This window comes from Bradyrhizobium sp. WSM471 (genome assembly GCF_000244915.1).
Lineage (GTDB): Bacteria > Pseudomonadota > Alphaproteobacteria > Rhizobiales > Xanthobacteraceae > Bradyrhizobium.
Genome location: NZ_CM001442.1, coordinates 1,854,294 through 1,878,945 on the forward strand (window position 1 = coordinate 1,854,294; position 24,652 = coordinate 1,878,945).

Consider the following 24,652-nt stretch of genomic DNA (forward strand, 5'->3'; position numbering starts at 1 on the left):
GGGGCCTGCGTCGGCGTCGTGATGCGGATTCCCCGGGTTGGCAGACGCGCCACGTTAAGAGGATAAACGTTTGTGAGGACAATGACAGTAAATTGGATCGGTCTATGTCGCCTGGACGACTTGCCGGGCGACGGAATGTACGCATACGAGGTTGGGTCAAAGAAACTGGCTGTCTATCTCTTGGATGGGAAGGTCTATGCGACCGACAACGTGTGCACCCACGCTTTCGCTCTGCTGACAGACGGTTGGCTTGAGGACGGACTCGTCGAGTGCCCTTTGCATGGCGCGCAGTTCGACGTGACGACCGGAGCTGTGGTTAGAGGACCTGCCGATTGTGCAGTTCCAGTCTTCGAAACCCGCATTCGGGATGGGCTTATCGAGGTTCGGATTGATGACTGAGTGTGAGGGTATGCAAATTGCCGAGAGCGGGCATCTATACTTTGGCCGGGTTGAGTTAGCGAGAGGGAGCCGCCTTCGTCCATCCTGCGTGTACGCGACCCAGCCTCGAAGTTCGTCAAGGTTTGCTTCGAGCGAACAGCCGCATCTTTCACCGATTCTCCGAGGACGACTTTCAGTCCTCATCGAACCCGCCGGCTGCATGGCCTCGACCTTCGAAGCCGATGCGCTATGCATCTCCAGCGAGAGCGGCCCGACCTGTCTGACACGTCAGGTGCCGCGCCAATGACCAAGATGCATGGGACCACGCTCGGCGAAGCGCTCATCACCTTACTCGAGGCGCATGGCGTTGACACTGTGTTCGGCATTCCAGGTGTGCATACGGTTGAGCTCTACCGTGGCTTGGCGCGTTCGAAGATCCGCCATATCACGCCACGTCATGAGCAGGGGGCGGGCTTCATGGCCGATGGATACGCACGTGCCAGCGGCCGGCCGGGCGTCGCCTTCGTCATCACCGGGCCGGGGCTTACGAACACAATAACCGCCATGGGCCAGGCGCGTGCCGATTCCGTGCCGATGCTGGTGATCTCCGGCGTCAACGCCACCAGCACGCTCGGCAAAGGATTAGGTTTCCTGCACGAATTGCCCGACCAGCGCGGCATGATGGAGAAGGTGGCGCTGTTTTCCGAGCGTGTCACCGAGGCCGCGGAACTGCCGGACGCGCTCGCCCGCGCTTTCGCGCTGTTTTCCTCCGCGCGTCCTGGCCCCGTCCACATCGAGATCCCGACCGATGTCATGGTAAAGCCGGCCGGTGGGATCGGGGCTGCACTCAGCAATGCCGCGCCGCCGCCTCCGGCAGCTTCGGCGATCGCCGAAGCTGCAAGGTTGATCAAGGCCTCCCGACGTCCGCTCATCCTCGCCGGCGGTGGCGCTAAACGGGCCGATGCGGCGTTAACGAGCTTCGCCGAAACGCTCGGCGCGCCGGTCGTCGAGACCGCCAACGCGCGCGGCCTGCTGCATCGCCATCCCCTTTGCGTGCCGGCGAGTCCCAGCCTAAAGGCGGTGCGCGCGCTGATGGCGGACGCCGATCTAGTGATAGCCGCCGGCACCGAATTCGGTCCGACCGACTACGACGCCTATGGCAACGGTGGGTTCGTGCTGCCGCAGAACCTCATCCGCATCGATATTGGCGCCGATCAGATCGCCCGTCATCCTATCAGCGTTGCCATCCAGACGGATTGCGCCGAGGCACTTGGTGCGCTGCTGACCGAGCTTGATCCCGCTCACGTCGCTGCGAAAAACGGCGAGTCACGCGCGGCCGCAGCAAGAGACGCAGCACTGGCTGAATTGAAGCCTGACTATATTGCGCAAGTTCGCGCGGTGGAAGCAATCCGCGACGCGCTGCCTGGCGCAATCATCGTCGGCGACTCGACCCAGCCGATCTACGCTGCCAATCTCTATTATGACCACGACCGTCCGGCTGGCTGGTTCAATGCCGCAACCGGTTTCGGTGCGCTGGGCTATGGCCCACCCGCGGCGATCGGCGCGGCCCTCGCCGAACCTGAAGCGCCGGTCGTTTGCCTGACCGGCGACGGCGGCTTTCAGTTCACATTGCCGGAACTAGGCGCGGCGCTCGATGCAGAAGCGCGGGTCATCTTCGTCGTCTGGAACAATCGCGGTTATCGTGAGATCGAGAACTCGATGCTCAAGCGGGGAGTCGAGCCGGTAGGCGTGTCGCCGGCGCCTCCGGACTTCTGCAAGCTCGCCGAGGCTTATGGCATGGCGGGCGAGCGGCTGACCAGCATTGGCGACCTCGGCCATGCGCTGAAGCGCGCGCGAGCGGCCGGCAAGCCACGCGTCATTGAAATTGTGGTCGACTGAAGAGCTGCGGTTCGCACGACCAGCCTCGAGGGCGATCTTGGTTGCGGCGGCCCCGTTCTTCTGACTGCTCAAAGTCAGACCGGTCTGGTGCAAGTTCAGGGAATTCCGACCCTTTGGGCAGCACTGGCTGCTCTGGAACCGGACGATATCGCGCGGGCCGTGATGATGTTGATCCAGGAAGATGGCCTCAACGGCAAAGCCCGCACCCTCGAGCCTGGAAAACCTTGGCAGATTCAATAGTCACAGGATGAGCAGAGGATGAGAAGGCAGCAGGTAGACGTCGTTGTCGTCGGGGCCGGCATGGCCGGCCTTTGCGCGGCGCTTACCGCAATTGATGAGGGTGCAGACGTTGTCGTCCTCGAAAAGGGGAGCAGGGTCGGCGGCTCTATGCTGCTCTCACATGGGCTAATCTGGACCTTCTCCGACAAGAGGCAACTCAAGCAGGAGATTCCCGACGGCAGTGAAGCGCTCCAAGAATTTGTCGTAGATGTCCTGACCGCTGCTCACACTTGGCTAGAAGAGCTGGGTGTTCCACTCGAGCCTGAAACGTCTTTGAGTGGTACGGGCGGGGGCGAGTAGCGGATCCTCGCACCATGGTCTCCACGCTGATGCGGCGGTTCGGCGAGAAAGGTGGACGTCTCCGTCTCCGGACGGGCATGCAGAGATTGCTCCTTTCGGACGATCAAGTCGCGGGTGTGGTTGCGTTCGATGATGAAGGACCTCTTGCCGTCGAGGCGAAGTCGTCGGTGCTTGCCACCGGCGGATTTCAGGGCAACACGAGTTTGATCACACAGTACATCACACCTCACGCTGACTCCCTCTACCTTCGAAGCAATCCTTGGAGCACCGGCGATGGCTTTCTTGCCGCCACAAGGGCAGGTGCAGCAGCCACAACACATCTAAACTGTTTCTATGGCCATGCGTTAGCGGCGCCTCCCGCTCGTTTTTCCCACCTCGAAGGTCGCGGCAGGGCACTTCTTCCCTCAAGACAGAGGAATGCGGTGCCCCTTGTAACCGCTCCCTTCAGCGCAGTGATGGTACGAGCGGGCATCACCTTCACCTGCGGCGGGCTACAAGCCGATCTTGATATGAGCGTCCTGCGAAGGTCGCTTACGTCTTCTACCTTGTCTCTGATAAAGGCGGATAGGGATGAAGTCTCGCTCACACCGATGGCGAATCTTTACGCCGCAGGTTGCGATCTAGGCGGCATAAGTACTCGTGGTTATCTGGGCGGCTTAGCAACAGCGTTGGTAACAAGGCAGATTGCAGGAGCGTCTGCAATGTACAACGCAAAATATAACAAACCTTAGCTATAACGGGGCGACCGATGTCCTATCCGAAGCGTGTAGCAGTTATAGGAGTGAGCCATTGGCATTCAACCTATGATGCCGCATATGTCGAGCTGCTGCGCGCTATGAATGTGGACGTTGTCGGTATATCGGACGAGAACGAAAAAGTTGTTCGCAATCGCGCGGAGCGTTTCGAGGTTAAGCCATTTCGAGACTACAAGGAAATGCTTGACCGGACACAACCGGATTTTATCATCGCCCTAGGACGCCACGTCGATATGCCGGAAATATTTCGCCATCTTGTCGAAGCCGGGATTCCATTTTTGATGGAAAAGCCGTGGGGCGTTGATGACACAACAGTAAGGGAGCTTGCAGACCTGGCATCAAGGCACAATTCGTGGGTCAGCGTACCTTACTTCACTCGCTATACGCAGTGGGCAGAGATGGCACGCTCAATGGTACAGAGCGGCGAGCTTGGAGCTATTTCACACATCGTTTTCCGAATGATCCGTCCCACGATGAAACGTTACCTCGCGTGGGACTCGCCTTGGATGCTCAGAAAGGATCAAGCTGGCGGCGGTGCTCTGCTTAACCTTGGCTCTCATGGTTTTGACATCTGTCGATTCATCACCGGGGAAGAGCCATCGGTCCTTTCGGCGGTCTTGAGCAACGTTGTTCATAACTCCGAAGTCGAGGACTATGCGCACGTAACCCTACGCACGCCTAAAGGAATAATCTTTCACAATGAAGTCGGATACACACTACCGACGTGGCCGAATAATTCGACTGACAGCGAGCAAAAGCTTGCTGCAGAAAACGCAATCGTGCGCGAGGTCGCTGGTGGAGTTCACATTCTCGGTCCAGATCGAGATGAAATGGTCCCGGCGCCACTTGGCTATGTAGGCGGCTGTCGTCGCGTGCTCGTTGAGTGCTTCGAGCGCTTGGCAGCCGGCAAGCCTCCCCCAATCACAGCTCATGACTGCGCTCGCGCTGTCACGCTAATCCACGACGCCTATCGACTGGCACATTATAGGGGACTTCGAAGCGATGATGCATGATCCCAACTGTGCCATTTGCAAGGCCAACATGGATGTTTCCTCAGTGCCAGGAGGAATCATTTATGAAGACGATCTTTGGCTCGTTCACCACTTGATGCCGGGCAGGGGGGTGCCCGGTTGGATGATGGTTCAAACTCAGCGCCATGTTGCAGGCATAGCGTTCTTCAACGATGCCGAAGCGCTGAGCTTTGGTCCAACGTTTCGACACTTACAAAAAGTATTATTGGATGTAACTGGCGCTTTGCGGATCTATACGGCTTCGATGAACGAAAGCGTGCCCCACTTCCATTGCCACCTTGTGCCGCGCTACGGAACAATGCCGAAGAATGCTCAGGGATTTGAAATCTTCGACCTCTTTCGTGCGTCGGCCGCAGGCGAAATTCAGGTTGATGCAGACGCGGTCAAAAGCCTGACCGATCGATACCGCGAAGCTCTTAAGATCGAGCCACCTGCCACGCTTGTCAGGGCTTGATAGCGATATCGGAGGAAAGATGGAAATAGGTGGCCGAACAGCAATCGTGACTGGCGCTGCTTCAGGGATTGGTCGCGCGACAGCTATGGCACTAGCAGCCAATGGCGCACGTATCGTTGTCGTCGACATTGATCCAATCGGACAACGAGTTGCTGACGAGATCGAAAACGCGGGGGGGGAAGCCAGCTTCTTCGTTGCAAATGTCACCTCGACTACATCTCTGTCCGAGATGTTTTCGTATGCAGAAGCGACCTACGGTGGCTTCGACATACTTCATAATAATGCTGGAGTTATGTTTCCAAGCGGCTTTGCAGATCAGCCCATTGAGGCCTGGGTGCGGATGATCGAGGTGAATTTTTTGTCGGTCGTGCGCGCTACTCATGCAGCAATACCACTTTTGAAAAGACGCGGCGGCGGCGCAATTCTGCAGACGGCTTCCGTTGCGGGGTTGCTGGCCTACTCTAGTTCGCCGATCTACGCAGCTTCCAAAGCGGCCGTTGTCAGCTTTACACGATCGCTCTCAGCCTTAAAGACATCTGCAAACATCGCAGTCAACTGCTTGTGTCCTGAGCTGGTGGATACTCCACCTATTCAGGAAAGTCGGCTACGCAATCGCGCTGCGGGCACCTCAACCAAAGACTTGGCGTTCACGCTCATTCCCGCCGAAGGGATAGCTGCAGCAGCGGTCGAACTGATTGGAAATGAGACTCTCGCTGGCCAAGCGATGAAGGTGTCACCCGATCGACCTGCAGAACTTTTGGAGTTTCCAGATTGGGGGCTCCAGCGGTAGTCACTCGCGAGCAGCGGCTTTCATTGATCCGGGAATGCGATCTCGATAGGGCGGAGCCGCAATCGACGTTGCCACGGCTGCTGAATCCCGGTGTTTTGCGATCCCGTGAAGGGCACGGTACACTCTCGTGATGATTCTCGCGGGAGGCTTGTTTGGTATGAGCTTATTTGCGCCTCTGCCGGTGGCGGCTCCCCTACACTGCACGTGTGAGGATTGCTCGGCGAGCCGAGCCGATCTTCACCACAGGAGGACGAGCCTTGGACGATTATAGAGAAACATTTGTCGGAAGCGATGTTGCGAAGCCAAGAACATTGTTGCGATTACGGGGCGGGCGGGGATGATAGGTTCGCTTTTTCAGTGAGGTCGACGCGTCGGCCGGCAGCATGCGGCGGGTCATAGGGGGATTGTCAGCCTCTTTCCGCACTGGGATCAAGATGACCCACGCTATGCGTTCAAGATAGCTATTCCAGAAGACTGGAAACGGATGATTTTCCGCGAGAATGCTAGTGCGCTGTATGGGCTAGACATCCGATGAGCAGCCATATTGTTGCAACGGTTGATGAAATCGCGCACGGCACTTGCAAAATTGTCCTCGTTAGGGGGCGCGAGATAGGGGTTTTCAGAATCCATGATGAGTTTTTCGCATTGATAAAACGCTGCCCCCATCAAGGGGCTGAGCTTTGCAAGGGGGATGCTTGTCAGTAGGTCGGAATCGGAGCTGCCTGGCCAATATGAACTGACCCACCATGGAGAAATGCTACGCTGTCCTTGAGATTGCTGGGAGTTCGATATTCGCACCGGTCAGTCATGGTGCGACCCTGAAACTGTGAAGGCACGCACTTTCGCAGTTGCGGTCGAATCGGGCGAATCCCTTGCTAAGGGACCGTACGTAGCCGAAACGGTTCCTGTATCTATCGATCGCAACTATATTGTACTCACGCTGTGAGCTTAGACACGGTCTCATCGTCGGTGAGTGTGGCAGCGATCTGAGGGCATGGCCGAGCGCCAAGCACTTTAGCTCCTGCACCGGCAGCAAAATCGTAAGCGTCGTTCCGCTCCCACCTTCTCGCGGCACATGGGATAGGCGAGTTTCACGATCTCTTTGAAGGGATCGGCTTGTGTCTATGCTTGACCATACGCTTAAATCGGACGTGACGGCGCGCCGGCTGGAAGTGATCACGGAGACGGGACGCCGTCGTTGGTTCTCGAAGGACGACAAGGCCCGGATCGTCGAGGAGACGCTGGTCCCGGGCGCCGTCGTTTCCGAGATTGCCCGGCGACACCGGCTGACCCCACAACAAGTGTTCACCTGGCGCCGGCAAGCACGCCGGTTGCCGACGACGATGGCTGACGATCCGCCGTTTGTACCGGCGGTGGTAGACGCCTTGGTACCGGCCGTGGCTGTTGGCCATGCGCGCAAGACAGCGCGACGCAAGGCCAAGCCGGATATCGGGGGCATCGAGATCGAAGCCGAGGGCGTCACTATCCGGGTCGGCCGAGGCGCGGATGTGGCGATGATTGCGGCCATCGTCCATGCGCTGAAGGCACGCCGGTGATCGGCCCGTCCGGAACTGTCCGGGTGATGGCGGCAACCAAGCCGGTCGACTTCTGCAAGGGAATGGAGGGGCTTCCTATGTTGGTACGTGAGCACATGAAAGCCGATCCGTTCTCGGGCGCTGTTTATGTGTACCCTGCCAAGCGGGCGGACCGGATCAAGCTGATCTTCTGGGATCGTACGGGTTTGTGCCTGTTCGCCAAGCGGCTCGAAGACGGCGTCTTCCGCTGGCCGAAGATCGAGGATGTACGGGCAAGTCAAGGGCGGTGACCGCGACCGCCCGCAAGATCGCAGTCTTTTCTAAAACACCCTCCGGCACGGCATGCACTCAGAGCTACACAGACCCCGGCGCGGACCATATCGTGGCCGCGTCCTCTTTAACCTTCAGCGCGAGCCAAATCTCTGGGCTTCGTCTTACAGGCCATTCCGGACGCCTCCGATCCGGCTGTTTCTTAGGAACTCGATCGCGATGTTTGCCGGACGGCAGACATAAGCTTTCGCTTCATCGAGGACCATCGCGATGCTCATCCGGTGCGGCTGATGTGCGCCGTGCTCGAGGTTTTGGGCGGCCGGCGCTTGGCGCGTCCAGTGAGTGCAAGCACACCCGGAAATGCCGCGCTCGTGGCTGCGATCCGACAGGTGCATCAGGACAGCGGTGGACGCTGTGGCAGCCGGCGGTCCATGCCGCCCTGCGGGCGCTCGGCGCCGTTCGACATTCGAAGAGAAGCAGCGGAGCGTACCCGAGAGCTACAGCGGACCACGATTTGTGTCGGTAACGGTGGGGCTCAACGGGTTTCTGCGAGCCGTTGTTCACGTGGCACCGGCTAGCACGCGAAGGCCGCCAGGATGCCATGCCGGCGGTTGTTCTTTGGAGATCGCCTCTACGCCGGTCGGACCGCTTTGCGAGGTGTGGCAATTGATTCGACGATATGGCCTTAAGTCTAACCTTAACGTCATGCGGCGAATGCAGGTGAGCGTACTGGGCGCGGAACGTCGACGCCGATGAAGTTACGACGGGAAGGTTCGGCTAGTTGAGGAGACCTCGCAAGCCGATGAGACTGTGTTGTCACAGGGACGACGCGCTATTTCGGCTGCGGGTAGCACCCGGCGTCGGAGTCGAGTAGCGACCGTCGCTCGGCGGTTAACTCTCAAGGGTGGCGTCATTTTTGCAGAATTTCCATAATTTTTGGTCGCTTTTCAGTGTTTTTATTCTTGAGAGGCCCTTTACGATCGTCCGACAAATCGGGGAGGAAAAGGCATGATGGAGAGAAGTGTGATCGTCGTGCGTGTTCTTGCGGCCGCATTGGGTCTGCTCGCGCTCAATGCAACAGTCTCGGCACAAACCAGGGATACGATCGTCGCGGCGCTCGCCGCCGAACCATCAACGCTCGATCCCACAAGGATGGTTGGCGGTGGCGATCAGTATTACATCGGGCAAATGTACGAGCAGCTGGTCCGGTATGATCCGGATTTGAAGATGGTCAACTGGCTGGCCGAATCCTGGTCCATCGAGGGAACACCAGACAAGCCGATCATCGACGTGCATCTTCGTGACGGGGTGAGGTTCCACAATGGCGATCCATTGACCTCGGCTGACTTCGAATTCTGTTATGAGCGGCTCAGGAATCCGAAGATCTCGCCCTATTCCTACACGCAGGCGAATATCGAAAAGTTCGAAATCATCGACGATCATCACTTCAAGCTGCATTTCAAGGCGCCGGACGGCAACTACATCCCCAACGCGCTGCAGCTGTGGGCGATTCCGAAGAAGTATTTCGAGAAGGTGGGTGAGGATGGCTTTGCCAAGGCACCGGTCGGCACCGGCCCGTGGAAGTTCGTCTCGCGCTCGATTAAGGAAGATCTGAAGCTCGAGGCGTTCGAGGATTACTGGAACAAGGATGCCCGGCCGAAGGTCAAGAACCTGGTCCTGAAGGTCATTCCGGAAGACCTTACGCGCGTTGCGGCGTTCAAGTCCGGCGCCGTTGACTGGATCGACACGGTGCCGCTGTCGGCGGTCGGCGAGTTCAAGAAGATGCCGGGCGTGACGACCTTCTCGCCCGTAGCGAACAACAACCTCTACATCGATATGGCGGCCGACAAGCCGGAGTCGCCTTTCAGTAAGCTGAAGGTGCGGCAGGCGGTGGCGCACGCGGTGGATGTCGATGCCATCATCAAAAACGTACTGTTCGGGCAGGGCCAGCGCTATGTCGAGGTCGGCAAGGGCGAGACCGGCTACGATCCGGACCTGAAACCATATCCCTACGAGCTGAAGAAGGCGAAGCAGCTGCTGGCCGAAGCGGGTTATCCGAATGGCTTCGAGACACCGTGCTACAACCTGCTCACGCCGCGCGAGCCGAACGTAAAGGAAATGGGCGAGGCGGTGTTTGCCTATCTCGGCGCGGTCGGCATTCGCTGCAAGGTGCAAGGACTTGAGTATTCGGCCTGGGTCGCTCTGGCCCGCCGCGGCCATGCCCCGCCCGAGATGGACGGCCTCTTGCCGTTTATGTGGGGCCACGGCCTGCCGGGTGATCCGGCTGAGCCATGGACCGGCATGGTGCACAGCTTCGTCCCGGGCAAGGGCTTCGGCGTCTTTTCCCATACCAGCGATCCCAAAGCGGACGCGATGATCGAGGACTTGAAGAATACCATGATCCCGGAGAAGCGGGTGGAATTGATCAAGCAGATCGCCCGCTACAAGCACGACAACGTCCTCGGCGGCGTGACCACCTATCGCCCGATCGTCACGTTCGCCTGGCGGGACAACATCGCGTTCCGGGGCTGGCCATGGCCCGGACAGTGGCGTGCTTTCCAGGAAGTCAGTTTCAAAAAGTAGCTAACGGTCCTGCGACCTGCGCGTACCGGATGCTGTTCGGCGTTCGGTACGCATCTCGTTTCGCTTTGTGGGGTGGATCCTCGGACATGATTGTGAAAAACGTGATGAGTATGACGGCAGCAGATGTCCCTGGCAGGCGCTCGGGTGCCGCCCAGGTGGGGAAGCCTGCGATGCGTCGCGGCTCCGCTTCTCGTGCGGCGGTGTCTGCCAACAGGTTTGTCACTAACCGGAGTGCCGGCCGATGAGAATCGTCTTCGCCAAAGGACTGCTCAATGCGCTGATCAGCATCCTCGGCGCCAGTTTGATCATCTTCATCATGTCGCGGCTGTCCGGCGATCCCCTGTCGCTGCTGCTGCCGATGGACGCGCCGCAATCGGCGGTGCAGGTAATGAGGCACGAGCTTGGTCTCGATCGGCCGATGTGGGATCAATACCTGATCTTCCTGTGGAAGGCGGTCCAGGGCGATTTTGGCCGGTCCTATCGCTGGCAGATGCCGGCGATAGAGCTCGTGTTCGAACGGCTGCCGGCAACAATCTACCTGGCCATGGCGGCGTTTGCCTTCAGCCTTGCGCTCGCGATTCCGCTCGGCGTGCTGTCGGCAGTCCGTCGTGGTTCGTGGATCGACCAAATCGCACGGATCATTGCAATGCTGGGCCAGGCAGTGCCGTCGTTCTGGGTTGGGCTCCTCCTTATCCTGGTGTTCGCGGTCAACCTGCAGTGGCTTCCCGCCTTCGGTGCTGACGGCTTCCAGCACGTGATCCTCCCGGCGATCGCGCTTGGCTGGTATCCGGTCGCAGCGCAGACCCGCGTCATCCGTTCCGGCATGCTCGAGGTGCTCGATAGCGACTACATTCGCATGGGGCGTGCCGTCGGCACGCCGGAGCGTCTACTGATCTGGAAGTATGCCTTCCGCAACGCGCTGCTGCCGCTCGTTACCATCATGGGCGTCTACTTCGCCTATATGCTGAGCGGCTCGTTCGTGGTCGAGACGGTGTTCGCCTGGCCCGGACTTGGACGAACGGTCGTCGAAGCGGTATTTGCGCGCGACTATCCAGTGGTGCAGGCCGGCGTTCTCATTACGTCGATCCTTTTCGTGCTGTCCAATTTTCTTATCGACCTGTCCTACAGCATTATTGATCCAAGAATCCGCCTGTGACTATAATCTTGGCACCGACACCTGTCACCGTGGCGGACGCTCCGCAGCTACCGTTTTTGGTCCGTTTCCGCCTGAAGGGCACGCCATGGATCCCGATTTTGATCTTGTTGCTGATCATTGTCGCAGCCATGGGCGGCGAAAGCATCGCACCGCATGACCCGAACGGACTGGACCTCGGCGCGGCGTTCCGGCCGCCGTTCTGGCAAGCGGGCGGTAGTTACGACTATCTGCTTGGCACCGACAATCTCGGCCGCGACATCTTCTCGCGCATCATTGCTGGCGCGCGGGTATCCGCAATCGTGGTTCTGTATGCGATCGGATTCTCCGGTGCGATCGGCACGATGCTTGGCATCATGGCCGGCTATTTCGGCGGCATCGTCGATATGATCATCGTCCGCATTACCGAGATCATGATGGCCATTCCGACCCTGGCGCTAGCGTTGATTTTCACCGCAACAATGGATCCCGGGCTCTCCACCGTCATCATCGTCATCGTGTTAACCTACTGGAGCTGGTACGCGCGCATTATCCGTAGCGAGATCCTGTCGCTGCGCGAGCGCGATTATGTGGCCTTTGCCAAAGTCGCCGGCTGCGGCCCGGTGACCATCTTCTTACGGCACCTCGTGCCGAACATCTTCAACACGCTCGTGGTGCTGATGACGCTGCAGGTCGGGCAAGTGATCATCTTCGAGGCCTCGCTCTCTTTTCTGGGCGTTGGCATTCAGCCGCCCGACACATCATGGGGACTGATGCTCGCTGACGCGCGGCAGTACATTACTTACGCGTGGTGGGGCATCACCATACCTGGAATCGCCATCATGCTCACCTGTCTCTCATCGAATCTGATCGGCGACTGGTTGCGTGACCTGCTCGACCCGAAACGGAGACAACTGTGACCGCGGCGCCCCTTCTGCAAGTCGAGAACCTGCAAATGCACCTGCATCTACGCCGCGGCGTGGTGAAGGCGGTGGATGGCGTTTCATTTGAAGTGCACGAAGGCGAGACACTAGGCATCGTTGGCGAGTCCGGCTCGGGCAAGACAATGACATGCCTATCGATCCTGCGCCTCCTGCCGATCCACAGTGACGGCAGGCTGGACGGCAGTGTGAAGCTCGACGGCGAAGACCTGCTGCAGCTCAGCGAAGAGGACATGGCCAGCCGGGTGCGCGGACCGAAGGTTGCGATGATCTCACAAGACCCAATGACCTCGCTCAATCCGGTCTACCCCGTTGGCGACCAGGTCTCCGGGCCGTTCCTGTACCACAAACTGGTCAGGACCGTTCGCGAGGCGATGGCTGCCGCCGCGCAAGGCTTGCGTCGCGTGCGCATTCCCTCACCGGAGCGGCGGCTGAAGAACTATCCGCACCAGTTTTCCGGCGGCATGCGCCAGCGTGTCGTAACCGCCATGGCGATCGCCTGCTCGCCACGTCTATTGATCGCCGACGAGCCGACCACTGCGCTCGACGTCACCATTCAGGTCCAGATCATGAACCTGCTGCGCAGTATCCAACAGGACACGAAGGTTGGCATCATCCTGGTCACGCATGATCTTTCGATCGTCGCCGGTCTCTGCCATCGTATCGCGGTGATGTATGCAGGCCGCATCATCGAAACCGGCAAGGTGCGCGACATCTACCGCAATCCGCAGCATCCCTATACCCAAGCCCTGCTGGAGGCGATCCCGCACCTTGGACAGAAGCGCAGGCGTCTTGCCGCCATCCCTGGCCAGCCGCCGAGCCTGACGGATCTGCCTAAGGGATGCCGCTTCGCGCCGCGCTGCCCGAAACGCATGTCGGTATGCGATGATTATCCGCCGGCGACCGACCTCGGCGACCGTCATGTCGTCAATTGCTGGCTCGCAGCGAAGCAGTAACGATCATGGGCCTCGAACTTCGCGACCTCTCCAAGCATTTCACGGTCCGCAGCGATCGCGGCAAGGCGACAGTGCGTGCGGTAGAGCGCGTGAATCTCGATATTCCTGAGGGCCAGACAATCGCGCTGGTCGGAGAATCCGGCTGCGGCAAGACCACCATCGCCAAGCTCGTGCTGAAACTCGAAACGCCGACCTCCGGCGCCGTGACCTTCGACGGCAAGAGTCTCGAGGAGATGTCGCGCAAGGAGATCAAGGATTACCGACGGCAGGTGCAGGCGGTGTTTCAGGATCCTTACGCCTCCCTCAACCCGCGCCTTACGGTGCGTCGGATCATCACTGAGCCGATACTTGCGCACTACAAGCGCGATCGCGCGAGGCTCAACGCGCGCGTCGCCGAGCTCCTGGAGATTGTCGGCCTGCCGCCGAGGGCGGCCGATCTCTATCCGCATGAATTCTCCGGCGGACAGCGCCAGCGCATCGCGATTGCACGAGCGCTTGCGCTCAATCCGCGCATCATCATCCTCGATGAGCCGATCTCCGCCCTCGACGTGTCGATCCGCGCGCAGGTGTTGAATCTGCTGATGGACATCCAGGAAAAGTTCGGCCTGACATACCTCCTGATCGCGCACGACCTGGCGCTGGTCGAGCATCTCTCGACCCGCGTGGCGGTGATCTATCTCGGCAGCGTGGTGGAGACGGGTGAGAGCGAGCAGATCTTCGCGGCGCCAAAGCATCCCTACACGCAGGCGCTGTTGAACGCGGTGCCGCGCCCGGATCCGGACTATGTGCCGAAGGCGGCGGAGGGTTTCGATGATACCGGCAGCGCGCTGGAGCCGCCGAGCGGCTGCAAATTCCGTCTGCGCTGCCCGCACGCAATGGCGGTGTGCAAGACCGACAACCCGCCGCTCATAAAACTGGCCGACGGCCGCGAGGCGGCATGCCATCTGCTCAGCGGTCCGCCGCCGGCTCAAGTATAACAGAACAGAAAACAAACAGATCTGCCATGCAGAAGGTGTTTTCGCTGCACCTCCACCATCAAGTCGGCAGCGAACACAGCTGTCCTGAACCAGAAATTCACGACTATTACGATGCCTCGGCTTGAGTACTGTAACAGCACAAGCGTTCTAGCGAGGATGCCGTCGGTGGACAATGGAATGGCGTGAATCGGCATTCGCTGATGAAGTCCATAATGTCTGTGCGATGGAGGCCATCTCAAGCGGTCGATCGCCGATGCGCTGCTGTTGCGCGGCATTGCCGATTTCGATGATCTCGCCGCGTAGCGCGGCTTCATCGACGAGATCGTCAGCCGTCGCAATGCCCGCAATGCCAAGCGCATCGAGCACGAGCGCGCCACCCTGCAGCCGCTGCCAGATCGCCGCACCTCGCACTACGCGGAGGTGATTGTCCGCGCGATCAAACGGCGGCTTCACCTTGCGCAAGGTGTTCTACATCGTGCCGTCACGCCTGATCGGCCACCAGCTGCGGATACACATTTACGCCGATCGTCTCGATGTGGTCGTCGGCGGTACCCATCTCGTCACCCTGCCGCGCGGGCGGCCGCATCCCAACGGCAAGCACGATCAGGTCGTCGATTATCGACACGTGATACATTCCTTGCGGCGCAAGCCAATGGCGTCGCTCAATCTGGTCTACCGTGATCGGCTGTTCCCGCGCGATGCGTATCGCCGAACCGAGGCGCGGCTGCCTGCCGGAAAGACCTTCGATAGCTTTGACTTCGAGGCTATGCGGATGATTCTCCAAGGCGCAAGTGACCGCGCTCGCCGCTGCCCGGTGGCGGAAAGAGCCACTTGGCGGCAGCTATCGGCCTGGGTCTAATCGAGAACGGATCGCGCGTCCTCTTCACCGGACCACCGATCTCGTCCGATCAATCTGGCGGGGCTGGGGGGACTTCCCGTTCCTGTGTGGTGTAACCGTCGCCACCCTCGTAGGTCAAAAGGTTCGCGTAGATCGGCGCCAGGAAGGACGGGTCGTGGAGCTTGAGCGAAAATGTAGTCGCGGCCTTCCTCTGAAAGCGTCGCCCCGGCTGTGCCAATCTCGGCTTTATATTATGCACTACATAAAGCCGGGAGAGGTCGCTGCGCAGCGGAGCTCCAAGGTTAATACTGTCCATCACTCGGTCAAGCTCGATGACCCGTCCTTCCCCGCCGATTTAGGCCAACTTCCTCGCGGTCGATGAGGGCCAGGCGCTGGTCCCTACCCACTGCGGCGTCTCGCCTCGCGCGTGGTGCCGCCGCTCCTCTACCGGTGCGAACTGCGCAGTACAAATTGCACGGTGGCCGGATTGAGCCTCGCGTCCGACCGGCCGTGCAAGATGATGCCGTCGTGCTTCGTCCATTTAGCGAAATCGTCATAGCACCAACATTGTCGACGCTCGAAGTAGACGGCTCGATATTTCCTTCCTTCGGGATCGTTCCAGAACATAATTGACGTCGACGGAAAGGCCCGAGTTCGCCCTTTTCGCCGCGCGAGCCTGCCGCTCAGCGCCAAACCGAGTCCATGCCCCTGGATCTCGCCGCGCCAGGAGTGGTCAAATAAGACCGCCCCTAAGCTACGAGACACGCCTCGACGAAGGCGGCAGCGCGTAGCAACGTCGCATCGTTTCCTAGTCGGGCGACCAGCTGCAATCCGATCGGTAGGCCTGCAGCGCCGCGGCCCATCGGCAGGGTCAGGCAAGGCAAGTGCAGCATCGACCAACCCCGTTGAAACGCCCGTCACCGGTGTGGTCTATGCCTTCCGGGGCTTCTCCGACCGCGGCAGGGACGAGCAACACATCGCAATCGTGGAACAGGTCGGCGCATTCCCTCCCAGCTTCACGGGCGTGCCCAAGACCGATTTCGTAGTTTTTAGGCGTCAACCGCTGCTCGTACTCTTTGAACATCTGTTTCGTTCGTGGTTCAACGTCGTTGCGCCGAAAGACGCGTTCGTAGGCGAGTGCCTGCAGCATTTCCCAACCGAAAACGACATCTTGGATCTCGCGCCACGACGCCATGCAGGACGGCGAAGCAAGATCGCGCACCTGCGCTCCGCCCCCAGTCAGCCGGCGCACGCAGTCATCGAGGAGATGTCGAGTTGCATCCGCAACCTCTCCCCAGGGCGACGTATTCAGAAAGCCGATACGGGTGCGCTCGATGCGTCCACCTCGCCAACGCGACCGCCTGTAACGACCGACACCAGCGCGCGACGTCCGCTACTGTGCGGGCAAAAAGACCCAGCGTGTCCAGGCCGCTGGCCAGGGTCTTGATACCCTCACCTCTGCCTTACCGTAAGATGGCTTATAGCCCACCACGCCACAGAAGGAAGCTGGTCGGATCGTGGACCCGTAGGTTTGCGTTCCGAGCGCCCAAGGCACCATCGCATCCAACGGCGGCCGCGGACTCACTGGACGATCCTCCCGGGGTGTGCCGCGGGTTGTGCCGATTCCGGGTCTTGCCCGGAGCGCCGCCCGCAAATTCGGTGGTGACTGTCTTGCCGAAAATGACTGCACCGCCTGCGCGGGCCAGGGCGACACAGGCCGCATCGCTCGCCGGCCGATAGTCTCGATATATGCGTGAGCCATAAGTCGTCGGCATATCCACTGTGTCGATCACATCCTTGATCACCAGGGGCACGCCATGCAGTGGGCCCCGGATGGGCGATCGGTCCGCCAGCCGGGCCTGCGCGATTGCGAGATCAGGATCGAGATACTCCCACGCTTTCACGGCGGGCTCGCGCTCTTCAATACGCTCGAGGCACGCGCGCGTCAGGCTTTCGCTCGTCAGCTGTCTCTGGGCGATCAAACGAGCAGCATCGAGCGCGGTGAGTTCCTTCATTTAGAGCGCGTCCTCTCCCCCTACGGTGCGACCGCGACCGATTCACCGTTGGCGCAACAAACATTGAGTCATCCAACCACAGGGCTAATTTGCGGGTGTCAATTCCTTAGCATAACAGACCGGATACCGCGAAGCTCTTAAGATCGATCCACCTGCCACGATCGTCCCCTGGGAGGCTGCGAGCCGTCGCGCCGCTGTGGAGCGGTGGCATGCCGGCGAGCCCTCCGGGCGGTGCATGTAGATCTCGCCGACCTCGCCCGGCGGCATTACGTTTTCGTCAGGGTCGACAGCCTTCATTTCACCAGCAAACACCAACCGACGCAGCCGCAATGCCTGAGCCATTCGCTTCCGGTGGCACAAGATAGATCCCTGTCGCCCTGCGACGCTCTACCTTAGTCAAGACCTGGTCGGCTAGAGCGGCGCGGGCGTGACAGCACCGACGCCGTATCGACTGCGCTTTCGGATTCGAGTTGGCAAACGCGACTGGGCGTTTAACTCTCAAGAGCAGCCTCGTTTTTGCAGAATTTCTCTAATTCAGGGCCGAGCTTCGGCGTTTTTATTCTTGAGCAGCCTTTACGCTTGTACGACAAATCGGGAATTGAAAAAAACATGATGCAAAGAAGTGTGATCGTCGTGCGTGTTCTTGCGGCCGCATTGGGTCTGCTCGCGCTCAATGCAACAGTCTCGGCACAAACCAGGGATACGATCGTCGCGGCGCTCGCCGCCGAACCATCAACGCTCGATCCCACAAGGATGGTTGGCGGTGGCGATCAGTATTACATCGGGCAAATGTACGAGCAGCTGGTCCGGTATGATCCGGATTTGAAGATGGTCAACTGGCTGGCCGAATCCTGGTCCATCGAGGGAACACCAGACAAGCCGATCATCGACGTGCATCTTCGTGACGGGGTGAGGTTCCACAATGGCGATCCATTGACCTCGGCTGACTTCGAATTCTGTTATGAGCGGCTCAGGAATCCGAAGATCTCGCCCTATTCCTACACGCAGGCGAATATCGAAAAGTTCGAAATCATCGACGATCATCACTTCAAGCTGCATTTCAAGGCGCCGGACGGCAACTACATCCCCAACGCGCTGCAGCTGTGGGCGATTCCGAAGAAGTATTTCGAGAAGGTGGGTGAGGATGGCTTTGCCAAGGCACCGGTCGGCACCGGCCCGTGGAAGTTCGTCTCGCGCTCGATTAAGGAAGATCTGAAGCTCGAGGCGTTCGAGGATTACTGGAACAAGGATGCCCGGCCGAAGGTCAAGAACCTGGTCCTGAAGGTCATTCCGGAAGACCTTACGCGCGTTGCGGCGTTCAAGTCCGGCGCTGTTGACTGGATCGACACGGTGCCGCTGTCGGCGGTCGGCGAGTTCAAGAAGATGCCGGGCGTGACGACCTTCTCGCCCGTAGCGAACAACAACCTCTACATCGATATGGCGGCCGACAAGCCGGAGTCGCCTTTCAGTAAGCTGAAGGTGCGGCAGGCGGTGGCGCACGCGGTGGATGTCGATGCCATCATCAAAAACGTACTGTTCGGGCAGGGCCAGCGCTATGTCGAGGTCGGCAAGGGCGAGACCGGCTACGATCCGGACCTGAAACCATATCCCTACGAGCTGAAGAAGGCGAAGCAGCTGCTGGCCGAAGCGGGTTATCCGAATGGCTTCGAGACACCGTGCTACAACCTGCTCACGCCGCGCGAGCCGAACGTAAAGGAAATGGGCGAGGCGGTGTTTGCCTATCTCGGCGCGGTCGGCATTCGCTGCAAGGTGCAAGGACTTGAGTATTCGGCCTGGGTCGCTCTGGCCCGCCGCGGCCATGCCCCGCCCGAGATGGACGGCCTCTTGCCGTTTATGTGGGGCCACGGCCTGCCGGGTGATCCGGCTGAGCCATGGACCGGCATGGTGCACAGCTTCGTCCCGGGCAAGGGCTTCGGCGTCTTTTCCCATACCAGCGATCCCAAAGCGGACGCGATGATCGAGGACTTGAAGAATACCATGATCCCGGAGAATCGGGCGGAACTGATCAAGCAGATCGCCCGCTACAAGCACGCCAACGTCCTCGGCGGCGTGACCACCTATCGCCCGATCGTCACGTTCGCCTGGCGGGACAACATCGCGTTCCGACCGTGGCCATGGCCCGGACAGTGGCGTGCTTTCCAGGAAGTCAGTTTCAAAAAGTAGCTAACGGTCCTGCGACCTGCGCGTACCGGATGCTGTTCGGCGTTCGGTACGCATCTCGTTTCGCGTGCCGGCGATCTCGGCCCTTCGGTCGAGAAATTTATTGCACTCAGCGAACAGAGCCTGATTGGCAACGATGCCGTGCTGAATACATGATACAAATCGAGTACTCCATATGAAGAGCCTTCTGATCGCCAATCGCGGCGAGATTGCCATCCGGATTGCCCGCGCGGCTGCCGACCTGAAAATCCGTTCCGTCGGGATCTTTTCTGAAGATGATGCAGCGTCACTGCACACAAGGCGATGCGACGATGTGCATGCGCTGAAGGGTACTGGGCCGAGGGCCTATCTCGATGCCACGCAAATCATTGCCGTTGCGAAGGAAGCGGGCTGCGACGCCATTCATCCCGGCTATGGCTTCTTGAGCGAGAATGCCGACTTCGCCGCCGCCTGCGGTCATGCAGGTATTACGTTCGTCGGGCCATCGGCCCAGACACTGAACGTATTCGGCGACAAAGCGTCCGCTCGCACGATGGCGGCGAAATGCGGCGTGCCGGTGATGCGCGGGACGTCGCAGGCGACGACATTGGCCGATGCGCGTCGGATGTTCGACTCGCTCGGAGGCCTGATGATCAAGGCGGTGGCTGGTGGTGGTGGCCGCGGTATGCGGCCAGTGCATAGCCGCGAAGAGCTCGAGCAAGCCTATGAGCTCTGCCGTGCGGAAGCGCTGCAGGCGTTCGGCAATGCCGACGTGTATGTGGAGGAGCTATTTCCCAAGGCGCGGCACGTCGAGGTGCAGATCGTCGGCGACGGCACTGGTGCGATCAGTCACATCTGGGAGCGCGAATGCAGCGTGCAGCGGCAGCGGCAGAAGCTGATTGAAATCGCGCCGGCGCCGGCGCTTGATAGCGATGTTCGGCAGCGGCTACTACAGGCGGCCGTCAATCTGGCTTCGGCCGTAAAGTATCGCAACGTCGGTACCTTCGAATTCCTGGTGGATGCGTCCGACGGTTCAGGCGCTGCCAAAATTGCGTTCATCGAAGCTAATGCGCGATTGCAGGTCGAGCACACGGTTTCTGAAGAGATCACGGGCGTCGATCTGGTGCGTGCGCAACTCGAGATCGCGCGTGGTGCGCGGCTTGGCGATATCGGGCTCGATCAGGCGTCAATTTCTTCACCGCGCGGCATTGCCATCCAGATGCGCGTCAACATGGAGACAATGTCGGGCGACGGACAAGCGCGTCCGTGTGGTGGAACGCTCAGTGTGTTTGAGCCGCCGAGCGGTCCCGGGATCCGCGTGGACGCTTACGGCTACGCCGGATATCGCACCAACCCGCGGTTCGACTCGCTGCTCGCCAAGGTGATCGTGCATGCGCGATCCGACGATTTCGCCGACGTTGGCGAGCGGGCCTACCGAGCACTGTCGGAGTTCCGCATCGCGGGCGCGCCAACCAACGTCGATTTTCTGAAATCGATCCTAAAGCACCCCGACTTCCGCGCCGGCCGCATCCATACGCGATTCGTGGAGGAGCGGATTGCCGATCTGCTGGCAGTGGACAATGACGCCCATCCAAGCCTCTACTTTAAGCCGGAATCTGAAACGCAAATACATCACTCGGCCGGCGCCCGCATCAATGCGCGCGATCCGCTCGCGGTGCTCACCTATGGTCAGGAGAGACGCGATGAGGCAACCGGAAATGGCGGCAGACAGGCGATCAACGACCACACTGGTTTAGCTCGGCCTGATGGCACCGTGCCGCTGCTGGCGCTGATGCAAGGAACGATCGTCTCGATCAGCGTCAAGGAGGGCGACTTGGTCCGCAAAGGCCAGCAGATCCTCGTCATGGAGGCGATGAAGATGCAGCACCTGATCACGGCTGTGGTTGGTGGACGCCTCAAATTGCTCACCATCGCAATTGGTGATACGATTTTTGAAGGCCATCCCTTAGCGTTTATAGAGCCGAGCGACGATGCGGGGCACGCGCCTGAGAATGACCAAGAGATCGATCTCGATGAAATCCGGCCGGATCTCGCAGAGGTGCTGGAGCGGCATGAGAAGACCAAAGATATCAATCGCCCGGCGGCCGTTGCAAAGCGTAGGCGCACCGGCCAACGTACGGCTCGCGAGAACATTGAAGCTCTCGTAGATTCCGGCTCCTTTCATGAATACGGCGCGCTGGTCGTTGCCGCTCGGCGGAGCACGACGCCTATGGAGCAATTGATCGAAACGACCCAGGCAGACGGCCTGATCATGGGCCTCGCAACCATCAACGGTGATCATTTCACTGACAAGGAAAGCCGTGCGGCTGTCGTCGCTTACGACTACACGGTAATTGCCGGCACACAGGGCACGAAAGGTCACGAGAAGATGGACCGGATGTTCAGCCTTGCCGAGAACTGGCGCATTCCACTGGTTCTGTTTGCCGAAGGTGGTGGCGGCCGCCCGGGTGACTCCGATCACCGCTCCGTTGCAGGATTGGAGCTCGTTACATTCAATCGCTTTGCGCGCTTGAGCGGTCTCGTGCCGCTGGTCGGAATCACATCGGGGCGGTGTTTTGCTGGGAATGCTGTTTTGCTCGGTTGTTGCGACGTGATCATCGCGACGGCAAACTCGACGATCGGTATGGCTGGACCTGCGATGATTGAAGGGGGCGGGCTTGGAGTGTTCAAGCCAGAAGAAGTCGGACCCATGAGCGTGCAAGTCCCGAACGGTGTGGTCGATATTGCGGTTGAGGACGAGACCCAGGCGGTCGCTGTGGCTAAGCAGTACCTCTCGTACTTTCAGGGAGCAACGTCTGGCTGGAGTTGCTCCGACCAGCGCCTGCTCCGGCACGTCGTGCCGAGGGATCGTCTACGCGCCTATGACATGCGCAAGGTTATCGAGACAATGGCCGACACTGGTTCGATGCTGGAGATCCGCCGTGGATTCGGTCCCGGCATGATCACAGCGCTGATACGGATAGAAGGCAAACCGATCGGAGTCGTGGCGAATAATCCAGTGCATCTGGCTGGCGCTATTGACAGTCCTGCAGCAGACAAAGCTGCGCGGTTCATGCAATTGTGCGATGCACATGACATTCCGCTGCTATTCCTGTGTGACACGCCGGGCAATATGGTCGGCCCTGAACATGAGAAGACGGGGCTAGTTCGACATTGCTGCCGAGCGTATCTCGTCGGCGCCAATGTCAGTGTGCCGACCTTCACCGTAATCATTCGCAAAGGATATGGTCTTGGCGCGATGGGCATGGCTGGCGGCAGCTTCCATGCTACAGTGTTCACAATCTCGTGGCCAACCGGTGAATTTGGCGGCATGGGGCTGGAGGGCCAAGTGAAACTCGATCGGCGCAATGAGCTCTCCGCGATAGAGGATCCGGCGGAGCGCTTATCGACCTTCAAGCGCATGGTTGCCGATCGCTACGAACTCGGAAAGGCGGTCAACGAAGCATCGTTCTTCGAGATCGATGACGTGATTGATCCGGCTGAAACGAGAGAGTGGATTCTTGCGGGATTGCGCTCGGTCCCGCCGCCGCCGGCTCGCACCGGCAAGAAGCGGCCGTTCGTCGACGGCTGGTAAAGAATCTGATCATTCTGAAGGCCACGGCAGAGATTTCACGTCGCACCGCAGCGGCACGTCATCGACTCGCCGCTGCTGATCCCCTGCACCTGTGCAACCGGCTTCGCGTTCAGCCCGTGCCGCGGCGCTTCTTGCGCCACCGACTCACCGGGCTGCCCGCGTTCGATCAGCACCGGTCTCCTTCGGCAGATTACTAATCGGAATCTCCGGCCGGCTACAGATCGCAACCGTAGCCGACGATTGACCCGCCGGCTTCACGTCGGAATCCGCAATCAGAGGCCATCATTTTGCAGGCTTTCTGCAGTCTCTGCACGGTTCTTCGCGATCTTTACGTGTCGACCGACTTTATATTTTCATTGAGCACGATCGGGTGGCGACAATCACAGCGAGGTCCCCGAGCGTTGAACGGGAGTAGTACATCGTGGGCGGGACTCATGCCGGGGCGGACCTAATACTTGGCTTCCTGCTCCGGCGGGTATTCCACGTGATTTCGTTGCTGTACATCACCACCGATCTGATCTCCGGCATGCTATGGACCGTTCCCGGCGATCCGGCGCGTGCTTTCGTTGGCGCCGGCGAGGTGCTGGACGAGCAGCAGCTCGACGTCATTCGCAAGGAACACAATGTCGATCACCCGGTCGTTGTTAAATACGCGCTCTGCTCGGCAACCTCGTGCAAGGTGACCTCTGCCGCTCGGTACAGAACAATCCTCGCGTGGCGGGCCAACTGGCGGAGAGGGTCCAACTCGCTCCCGGTTTCGGCGCGATGAGCGTGCTGCTTGCCGTTATACTCTCGCTGCGGGCAGGAACCGCTTCGGTAATCTATTGCGGACGATTTGCCGATTATCGCGCCACGGTACTCTCCGTGGCCGCCGTTGCGATGCTCGGATGCTGGTGCGGAGTCATCACGAACTTGCTGCTCGGCATGGAGCCGCGGTGGCTTCCGGTGCAAGACTATGTGCCGTTTAGCGACTGTCTGCCCGGAGGGCTAGCGCTCCTGCCAGCGATGGCACTCGCTGTTACTAGTTGCGCGCTCCTCATGCGCCAGACACGTTCTGTCATGCTCGAGGTTGTGGCGGAGGACTACGTCGGGACGGCGCGCGCGAAAAGCATGCCGAATGTCGTCGTGATCTGGATTCATTGGCTGCGCAACGCGCTGCTGCCCGTTATGACATTGCTGGGTCTGCAGATCGGGCAAATCTTTGCTGGGGCGGTCGTCATTACTTCTCGGCATCCCCGGCTTGAGCAGCTTTCTCGTACTGGGGATCTTTCAGCTCAATTTTTCGGTCGTGCAGGTCGCAGTTCTGTTCTTGGCGCTGGGCGTGCTGATTGCGATATCATCTGCGCATGGCTGGTTCCGGGGATCAGATATGGCGTCTGATGCGATTGCCGATCAGGTGCGGTCGCCGCTGTTCACAGCGCTCAAGATAAACCCGCAACTCGTAATGCTTTGGAAGCTGGCTCCCATTCCTACCGCCGTCGTTGGCATTGTGGTGCTCGCTGTCATGCTGATTTGCGCGATCTTTGCCGAACATATTGCGTCGTTCGATCCCGATGGCATGGACTTCGGCGATCTCCTCAACATGATGACGGCCGCGTACTGGCTCCATTTCGGACGCGATAGATTCTCGCGGCTGATCTACGGCTGTCAAGTTGCGTTGTTGGTCAGCCTCGGCGCAATCGGATCTTTCGGCTCGTATTGGTCTTCAACTTCATCGGCGACGCGCTTCGCGACATTCTAGATCCTCGCTGACGAGCGTCGTTC

At 59.6% G+C, this 24,652-nt stretch carries 22 protein-coding genes and 4 pseudogenes; 22 read left to right on the forward strand and 4 right to left on the reverse strand.

Annotated features, from left to right (window positions below; all coding sequences use genetic code 11):
* Positions 1-135: 135 nt before the first annotated feature.
* The 17 genes and pseudogenes from BRA471DRAFT_RS08155 to BRA471DRAFT_RS36550 form a co-directional block, all read left to right on the forward strand.
* Positions 136-399 (forward strand): non-heme iron oxygenase ferredoxin subunit, encoded by a 264-nt coding sequence (locus tag BRA471DRAFT_RS08155; RefSeq protein WP_231171057.1) that lies wholly within the window; start codon positions 136-138, stop codon positions 397-399.
* Positions 400-681: 282 nt separating this feature from the next.
* A complete protein-coding gene (locus tag BRA471DRAFT_RS08160) occupies positions 682-2,277 on the forward strand; it encodes a 5-guanidino-2-oxopentanoate decarboxylase (protein WP_007606130.1) in 1,596 nt (531 codons plus the stop codon).
* Between the two features lie 258 nt (positions 2,278-2,535).
* Positions 2,536-2,856: an FAD-dependent oxidoreductase gene (locus BRA471DRAFT_RS08165; protein WP_035973693.1), complete on the forward strand. Its 321-nt coding sequence runs from the start codon at positions 2,536-2,538 to the stop codon at positions 2,854-2,856.
* Between the two features lie 14 nt (positions 2,857-2,870).
* Complete coding sequence (locus BRA471DRAFT_RS36535) at positions 2,871-3,587, forward strand: FAD-binding protein (protein ID WP_083843181.1); 717 nt, start codon at positions 2,871-2,873, stop codon at positions 3,585-3,587.
* A 17-nt stretch (positions 3,588-3,604) separates the two neighbouring features.
* The gene (locus BRA471DRAFT_RS08170; RefSeq protein ID WP_007606131.1) at positions 3,605-4,624 is read left to right on the forward strand and encodes a Gfo/Idh/MocA family protein; all 1,020 of its coding nucleotides are present in this window, start codon (positions 3,605-3,607) and stop codon (positions 4,622-4,624) included.
* Positions 4,614-5,096, forward strand: coding sequence for an HIT family protein (locus BRA471DRAFT_RS35670; RefSeq protein ID WP_007606132.1), 483 nt, complete (start codon positions 4,614-4,616; stop codon positions 5,094-5,096). Before BRA471DRAFT_RS08170 ends, BRA471DRAFT_RS35670 begins: the two co-directional genes overlap by 11 nt.
* Before the next feature lie 19 nt (positions 5,097-5,115).
* Positions 5,116-5,886 carry an SDR family NAD(P)-dependent oxidoreductase gene (locus BRA471DRAFT_RS08185; RefSeq protein WP_007606133.1) on the forward strand — a complete coding sequence of 257 codons (771 nt, stop codon included), beginning with the start codon at positions 5,116-5,118 and terminating at the stop codon, positions 5,884-5,886.
* Between the two features lie 531 nt (positions 5,887-6,417).
* Positions 6,418-6,591, forward strand: a complete 174-nt coding sequence (locus tag BRA471DRAFT_RS40250) for a Rieske 2Fe-2S domain-containing protein (protein WP_341850299.1) — start codon at positions 6,418-6,420, stop codon at positions 6,589-6,591.
* Positions 6,592-7,010: 419 nt separating this feature from the next.
* Positions 7,011-7,442, forward strand: a complete 432-nt coding sequence (locus BRA471DRAFT_RS08190) for a transposase (RefSeq protein ID WP_007606135.1) — start codon at positions 7,011-7,013, stop codon at positions 7,440-7,442.
* Complete coding sequence (gene tnpB, locus BRA471DRAFT_RS08195) at positions 7,439-7,711, forward strand: IS66 family insertion sequence element accessory protein TnpB (RefSeq protein ID WP_007606143.1); 273 nt, start codon at positions 7,439-7,441, stop codon at positions 7,709-7,711. The genes BRA471DRAFT_RS08190 and tnpB overlap by 4 nt, the downstream gene beginning before the upstream one ends.
* A 988-nt stretch (positions 7,712-8,699) precedes the next feature.
* Positions 8,700-10,274, forward strand: a complete 1,575-nt coding sequence (locus tag BRA471DRAFT_RS08200; RefSeq protein WP_007606144.1) for an ABC transporter substrate-binding protein — start codon at positions 8,700-8,702, stop codon at positions 10,272-10,274.
* Positions 10,275-10,515: 241 nt separating this feature from the next.
* On the forward strand, positions 10,516-11,430 hold the full coding sequence (locus tag BRA471DRAFT_RS08205; protein WP_007606092.1) for an ABC transporter permease: 915 nt from the start codon (positions 10,516-10,518) through the stop codon (positions 11,428-11,430).
* A gap of 8 nt (positions 11,431-11,438) precedes the next feature.
* Positions 11,439-12,326, forward strand: a complete 888-nt coding sequence (locus tag BRA471DRAFT_RS08210; protein ID WP_035973686.1) for an ABC transporter permease — start codon at positions 11,439-11,441, stop codon at positions 12,324-12,326.
* Complete coding sequence (locus tag BRA471DRAFT_RS08215; RefSeq protein ID WP_007606097.1) at positions 12,323-13,303, forward strand: ABC transporter ATP-binding protein; 981 nt, start codon at positions 12,323-12,325, stop codon at positions 13,301-13,303. Before BRA471DRAFT_RS08210 ends, BRA471DRAFT_RS08215 begins: the two co-directional genes overlap by 4 nt.
* Positions 13,304-13,308: 5 nt before the next feature.
* Positions 13,309-14,280: an ABC transporter ATP-binding protein gene (locus BRA471DRAFT_RS08220; RefSeq protein WP_007606145.1), complete on the forward strand. Its 972-nt coding sequence runs from the start codon at positions 13,309-13,311 to the stop codon at positions 14,278-14,280.
* 228 nt (positions 14,281-14,508) lie between these two features.
* A pseudogene (locus BRA471DRAFT_RS36545) lies at positions 14,509-15,019 on the forward strand (IS21 family transposase); the annotation flags it as partial.
* A pseudogene (locus BRA471DRAFT_RS36550) lies at positions 14,996-15,194 on the forward strand (ATP-binding protein); the annotation flags it as partial. The pseudogenes BRA471DRAFT_RS36545 and BRA471DRAFT_RS36550, both read left to right, overlap by 24 nt.
* Before the next feature lie 395 nt (positions 15,195-15,589).
* On the opposite strand, the pseudogene BRA471DRAFT_RS39550 reads toward BRA471DRAFT_RS36550, so the two are convergent.
* The 3 genes and pseudogenes from BRA471DRAFT_RS39550 to BRA471DRAFT_RS39555 all read right to left on the reverse strand — a co-directional run.
* A pseudogene (locus BRA471DRAFT_RS39550) lies at positions 15,590-15,844 on the reverse strand (acetoacetate--CoA ligase); the annotation flags it as partial.
* Positions 15,845-15,989: 145 nt separating this feature from the next.
* Positions 15,990-16,340 (reverse strand): hypothetical protein, encoded by a 351-nt coding sequence (locus BRA471DRAFT_RS36555; protein WP_198287872.1) that lies wholly within the window; start codon positions 16,338-16,340, stop codon positions 15,990-15,992.
* A gap of 171 nt (positions 16,341-16,511) precedes the next feature.
* Positions 16,512-17,133 (reverse strand): annotated as a pseudogene (locus tag BRA471DRAFT_RS39555) (amidase).
* A gap of 609 nt (positions 17,134-17,742) precedes the next feature.
* On the opposite strand from BRA471DRAFT_RS39555, the gene BRA471DRAFT_RS08235 reads away from it, so the two are divergent.
* Positions 17,743-19,317 carry an ABC transporter substrate-binding protein gene (locus BRA471DRAFT_RS08235; RefSeq protein ID WP_007606148.1) on the forward strand — a complete coding sequence of 525 codons (1,575 nt, stop codon included), beginning with the start codon at positions 17,743-17,745 and terminating at the stop codon, positions 19,315-19,317.
* Between the two features lie 172 nt (positions 19,318-19,489).
* On the forward strand, positions 19,490-22,888 hold the full coding sequence (locus BRA471DRAFT_RS08240) for a carboxyl transferase domain-containing protein (protein WP_007606149.1): 3,399 nt from the start codon (positions 19,490-19,492) through the stop codon (positions 22,886-22,888).
* Positions 22,889-22,923: 35 nt separating this feature from the next.
* Here BRA471DRAFT_RS08240 and BRA471DRAFT_RS38115 read toward each other — a convergent pair whose 3' ends face one another.
* Positions 22,924-23,061, reverse strand: a complete 138-nt coding sequence (locus tag BRA471DRAFT_RS38115; protein ID WP_157234018.1) for a hypothetical protein — start codon at positions 23,059-23,061, stop codon at positions 22,924-22,926.
* Between the two features lie 248 nt (positions 23,062-23,309).
* On the opposite strand from BRA471DRAFT_RS38115, the gene BRA471DRAFT_RS38120 reads away from it, so the two are divergent.
* From BRA471DRAFT_RS38120 to BRA471DRAFT_RS08250, 3 genes are read left to right on the forward strand one after another with little or no spacing between them, the layout of a single operon-like run.
* Positions 23,310-23,657: a hypothetical protein gene (locus BRA471DRAFT_RS38120; protein ID WP_256379924.1), complete on the forward strand. Its 348-nt coding sequence runs from the start codon at positions 23,310-23,312 to the stop codon at positions 23,655-23,657.
* A complete protein-coding gene (locus BRA471DRAFT_RS08245; protein WP_157234020.1) occupies positions 23,654-24,268 on the forward strand; it encodes an ABC transporter permease in 615 nt (204 codons plus the stop codon). Before BRA471DRAFT_RS38120 ends, BRA471DRAFT_RS08245 begins: the two co-directional genes overlap by 4 nt.
* Positions 24,258-24,629 (forward strand): hypothetical protein, encoded by a 372-nt coding sequence (locus BRA471DRAFT_RS08250; protein WP_007606150.1) that lies wholly within the window; start codon positions 24,258-24,260, stop codon positions 24,627-24,629. The genes BRA471DRAFT_RS08245 and BRA471DRAFT_RS08250 overlap by 11 nt, the downstream gene beginning before the upstream one ends.
* The last annotated feature ends 23 nt before the right edge of the window (positions 24,630-24,652 follow it).

What these genes read in the sequence shown, in the direction of transcription:
- BRA471DRAFT_RS08205 (WP_007606092.1), top strand. Translation starts at nt 10,516, where the DNA reads ATGAGAATCGTCTTCGCCAAAGGACTGCTCAATGCGCTGATCAGCATC.
- BRA471DRAFT_RS08245 (WP_157234020.1), top strand. Translation starts at nt 23,654, where the DNA reads ATGAGCGTGCTGCTTGCCGTTATACTCTCGCTGCGGGCAGGAACCGCT.
- BRA471DRAFT_RS35670 (WP_007606132.1), top strand. Translation starts at nt 4,614, where the DNA reads ATGATGCATGATCCCAACTGTGCCATTTGCAAGGCCAACATGGATGTT.
- BRA471DRAFT_RS08160 (WP_007606130.1), top strand. Translation starts at nt 682, where the DNA reads ATGACCAAGATGCATGGGACCACGCTCGGCGAAGCGCTCATCACCTTA.
- BRA471DRAFT_RS08185 (WP_007606133.1), top strand. Translation starts at nt 5,116, where the DNA reads ATGGAAATAGGTGGCCGAACAGCAATCGTGACTGGCGCTGCTTCAGGG.
- BRA471DRAFT_RS36535 (WP_083843181.1), top strand. Translation starts at nt 2,871, where the DNA reads ATGGTCTCCACGCTGATGCGGCGGTTCGGCGAGAAAGGTGGACGTCTC.
- BRA471DRAFT_RS08190 (WP_007606135.1), top strand. Translation starts at nt 7,011, where the DNA reads ATGCTTGACCATACGCTTAAATCGGACGTGACGGCGCGCCGGCTGGAA.
- BRA471DRAFT_RS08170 (WP_007606131.1), top strand. Translation starts at nt 3,605, where the DNA reads ATGTCCTATCCGAAGCGTGTAGCAGTTATAGGAGTGAGCCATTGGCAT.
- BRA471DRAFT_RS08220 (WP_007606145.1), top strand. Translation starts at nt 13,309, where the DNA reads ATGGGCCTCGAACTTCGCGACCTCTCCAAGCATTTCACGGTCCGCAGC.
- BRA471DRAFT_RS08250 (WP_007606150.1), top strand. Translation starts at nt 24,258, where the DNA reads ATGGCGTCTGATGCGATTGCCGATCAGGTGCGGTCGCCGCTGTTCACA.
- BRA471DRAFT_RS08200 (WP_007606144.1), top strand. Translation starts at nt 8,700, where the DNA reads ATGATGGAGAGAAGTGTGATCGTCGTGCGTGTTCTTGCGGCCGCATTG.
- BRA471DRAFT_RS08235 (WP_007606148.1), top strand. Translation starts at nt 17,743, where the DNA reads ATGATGCAAAGAAGTGTGATCGTCGTGCGTGTTCTTGCGGCCGCATTG.
- BRA471DRAFT_RS40250 (WP_341850299.1), top strand. Translation starts at nt 6,418, where the DNA reads ATGAGCAGCCATATTGTTGCAACGGTTGATGAAATCGCGCACGGCACT.
- BRA471DRAFT_RS08155 (WP_231171057.1), top strand. Translation starts at nt 136, where the DNA reads ATGTACGCATACGAGGTTGGGTCAAAGAAACTGGCTGTCTATCTCTTG.
- BRA471DRAFT_RS08240 (WP_007606149.1), top strand. Translation starts at nt 19,490, where the DNA reads ATGAAGAGCCTTCTGATCGCCAATCGCGGCGAGATTGCCATCCGGATT.
- BRA471DRAFT_RS08165 (WP_035973693.1), top strand. Translation starts at nt 2,536, where the DNA reads ATGAGAAGGCAGCAGGTAGACGTCGTTGTCGTCGGGGCCGGCATGGCC.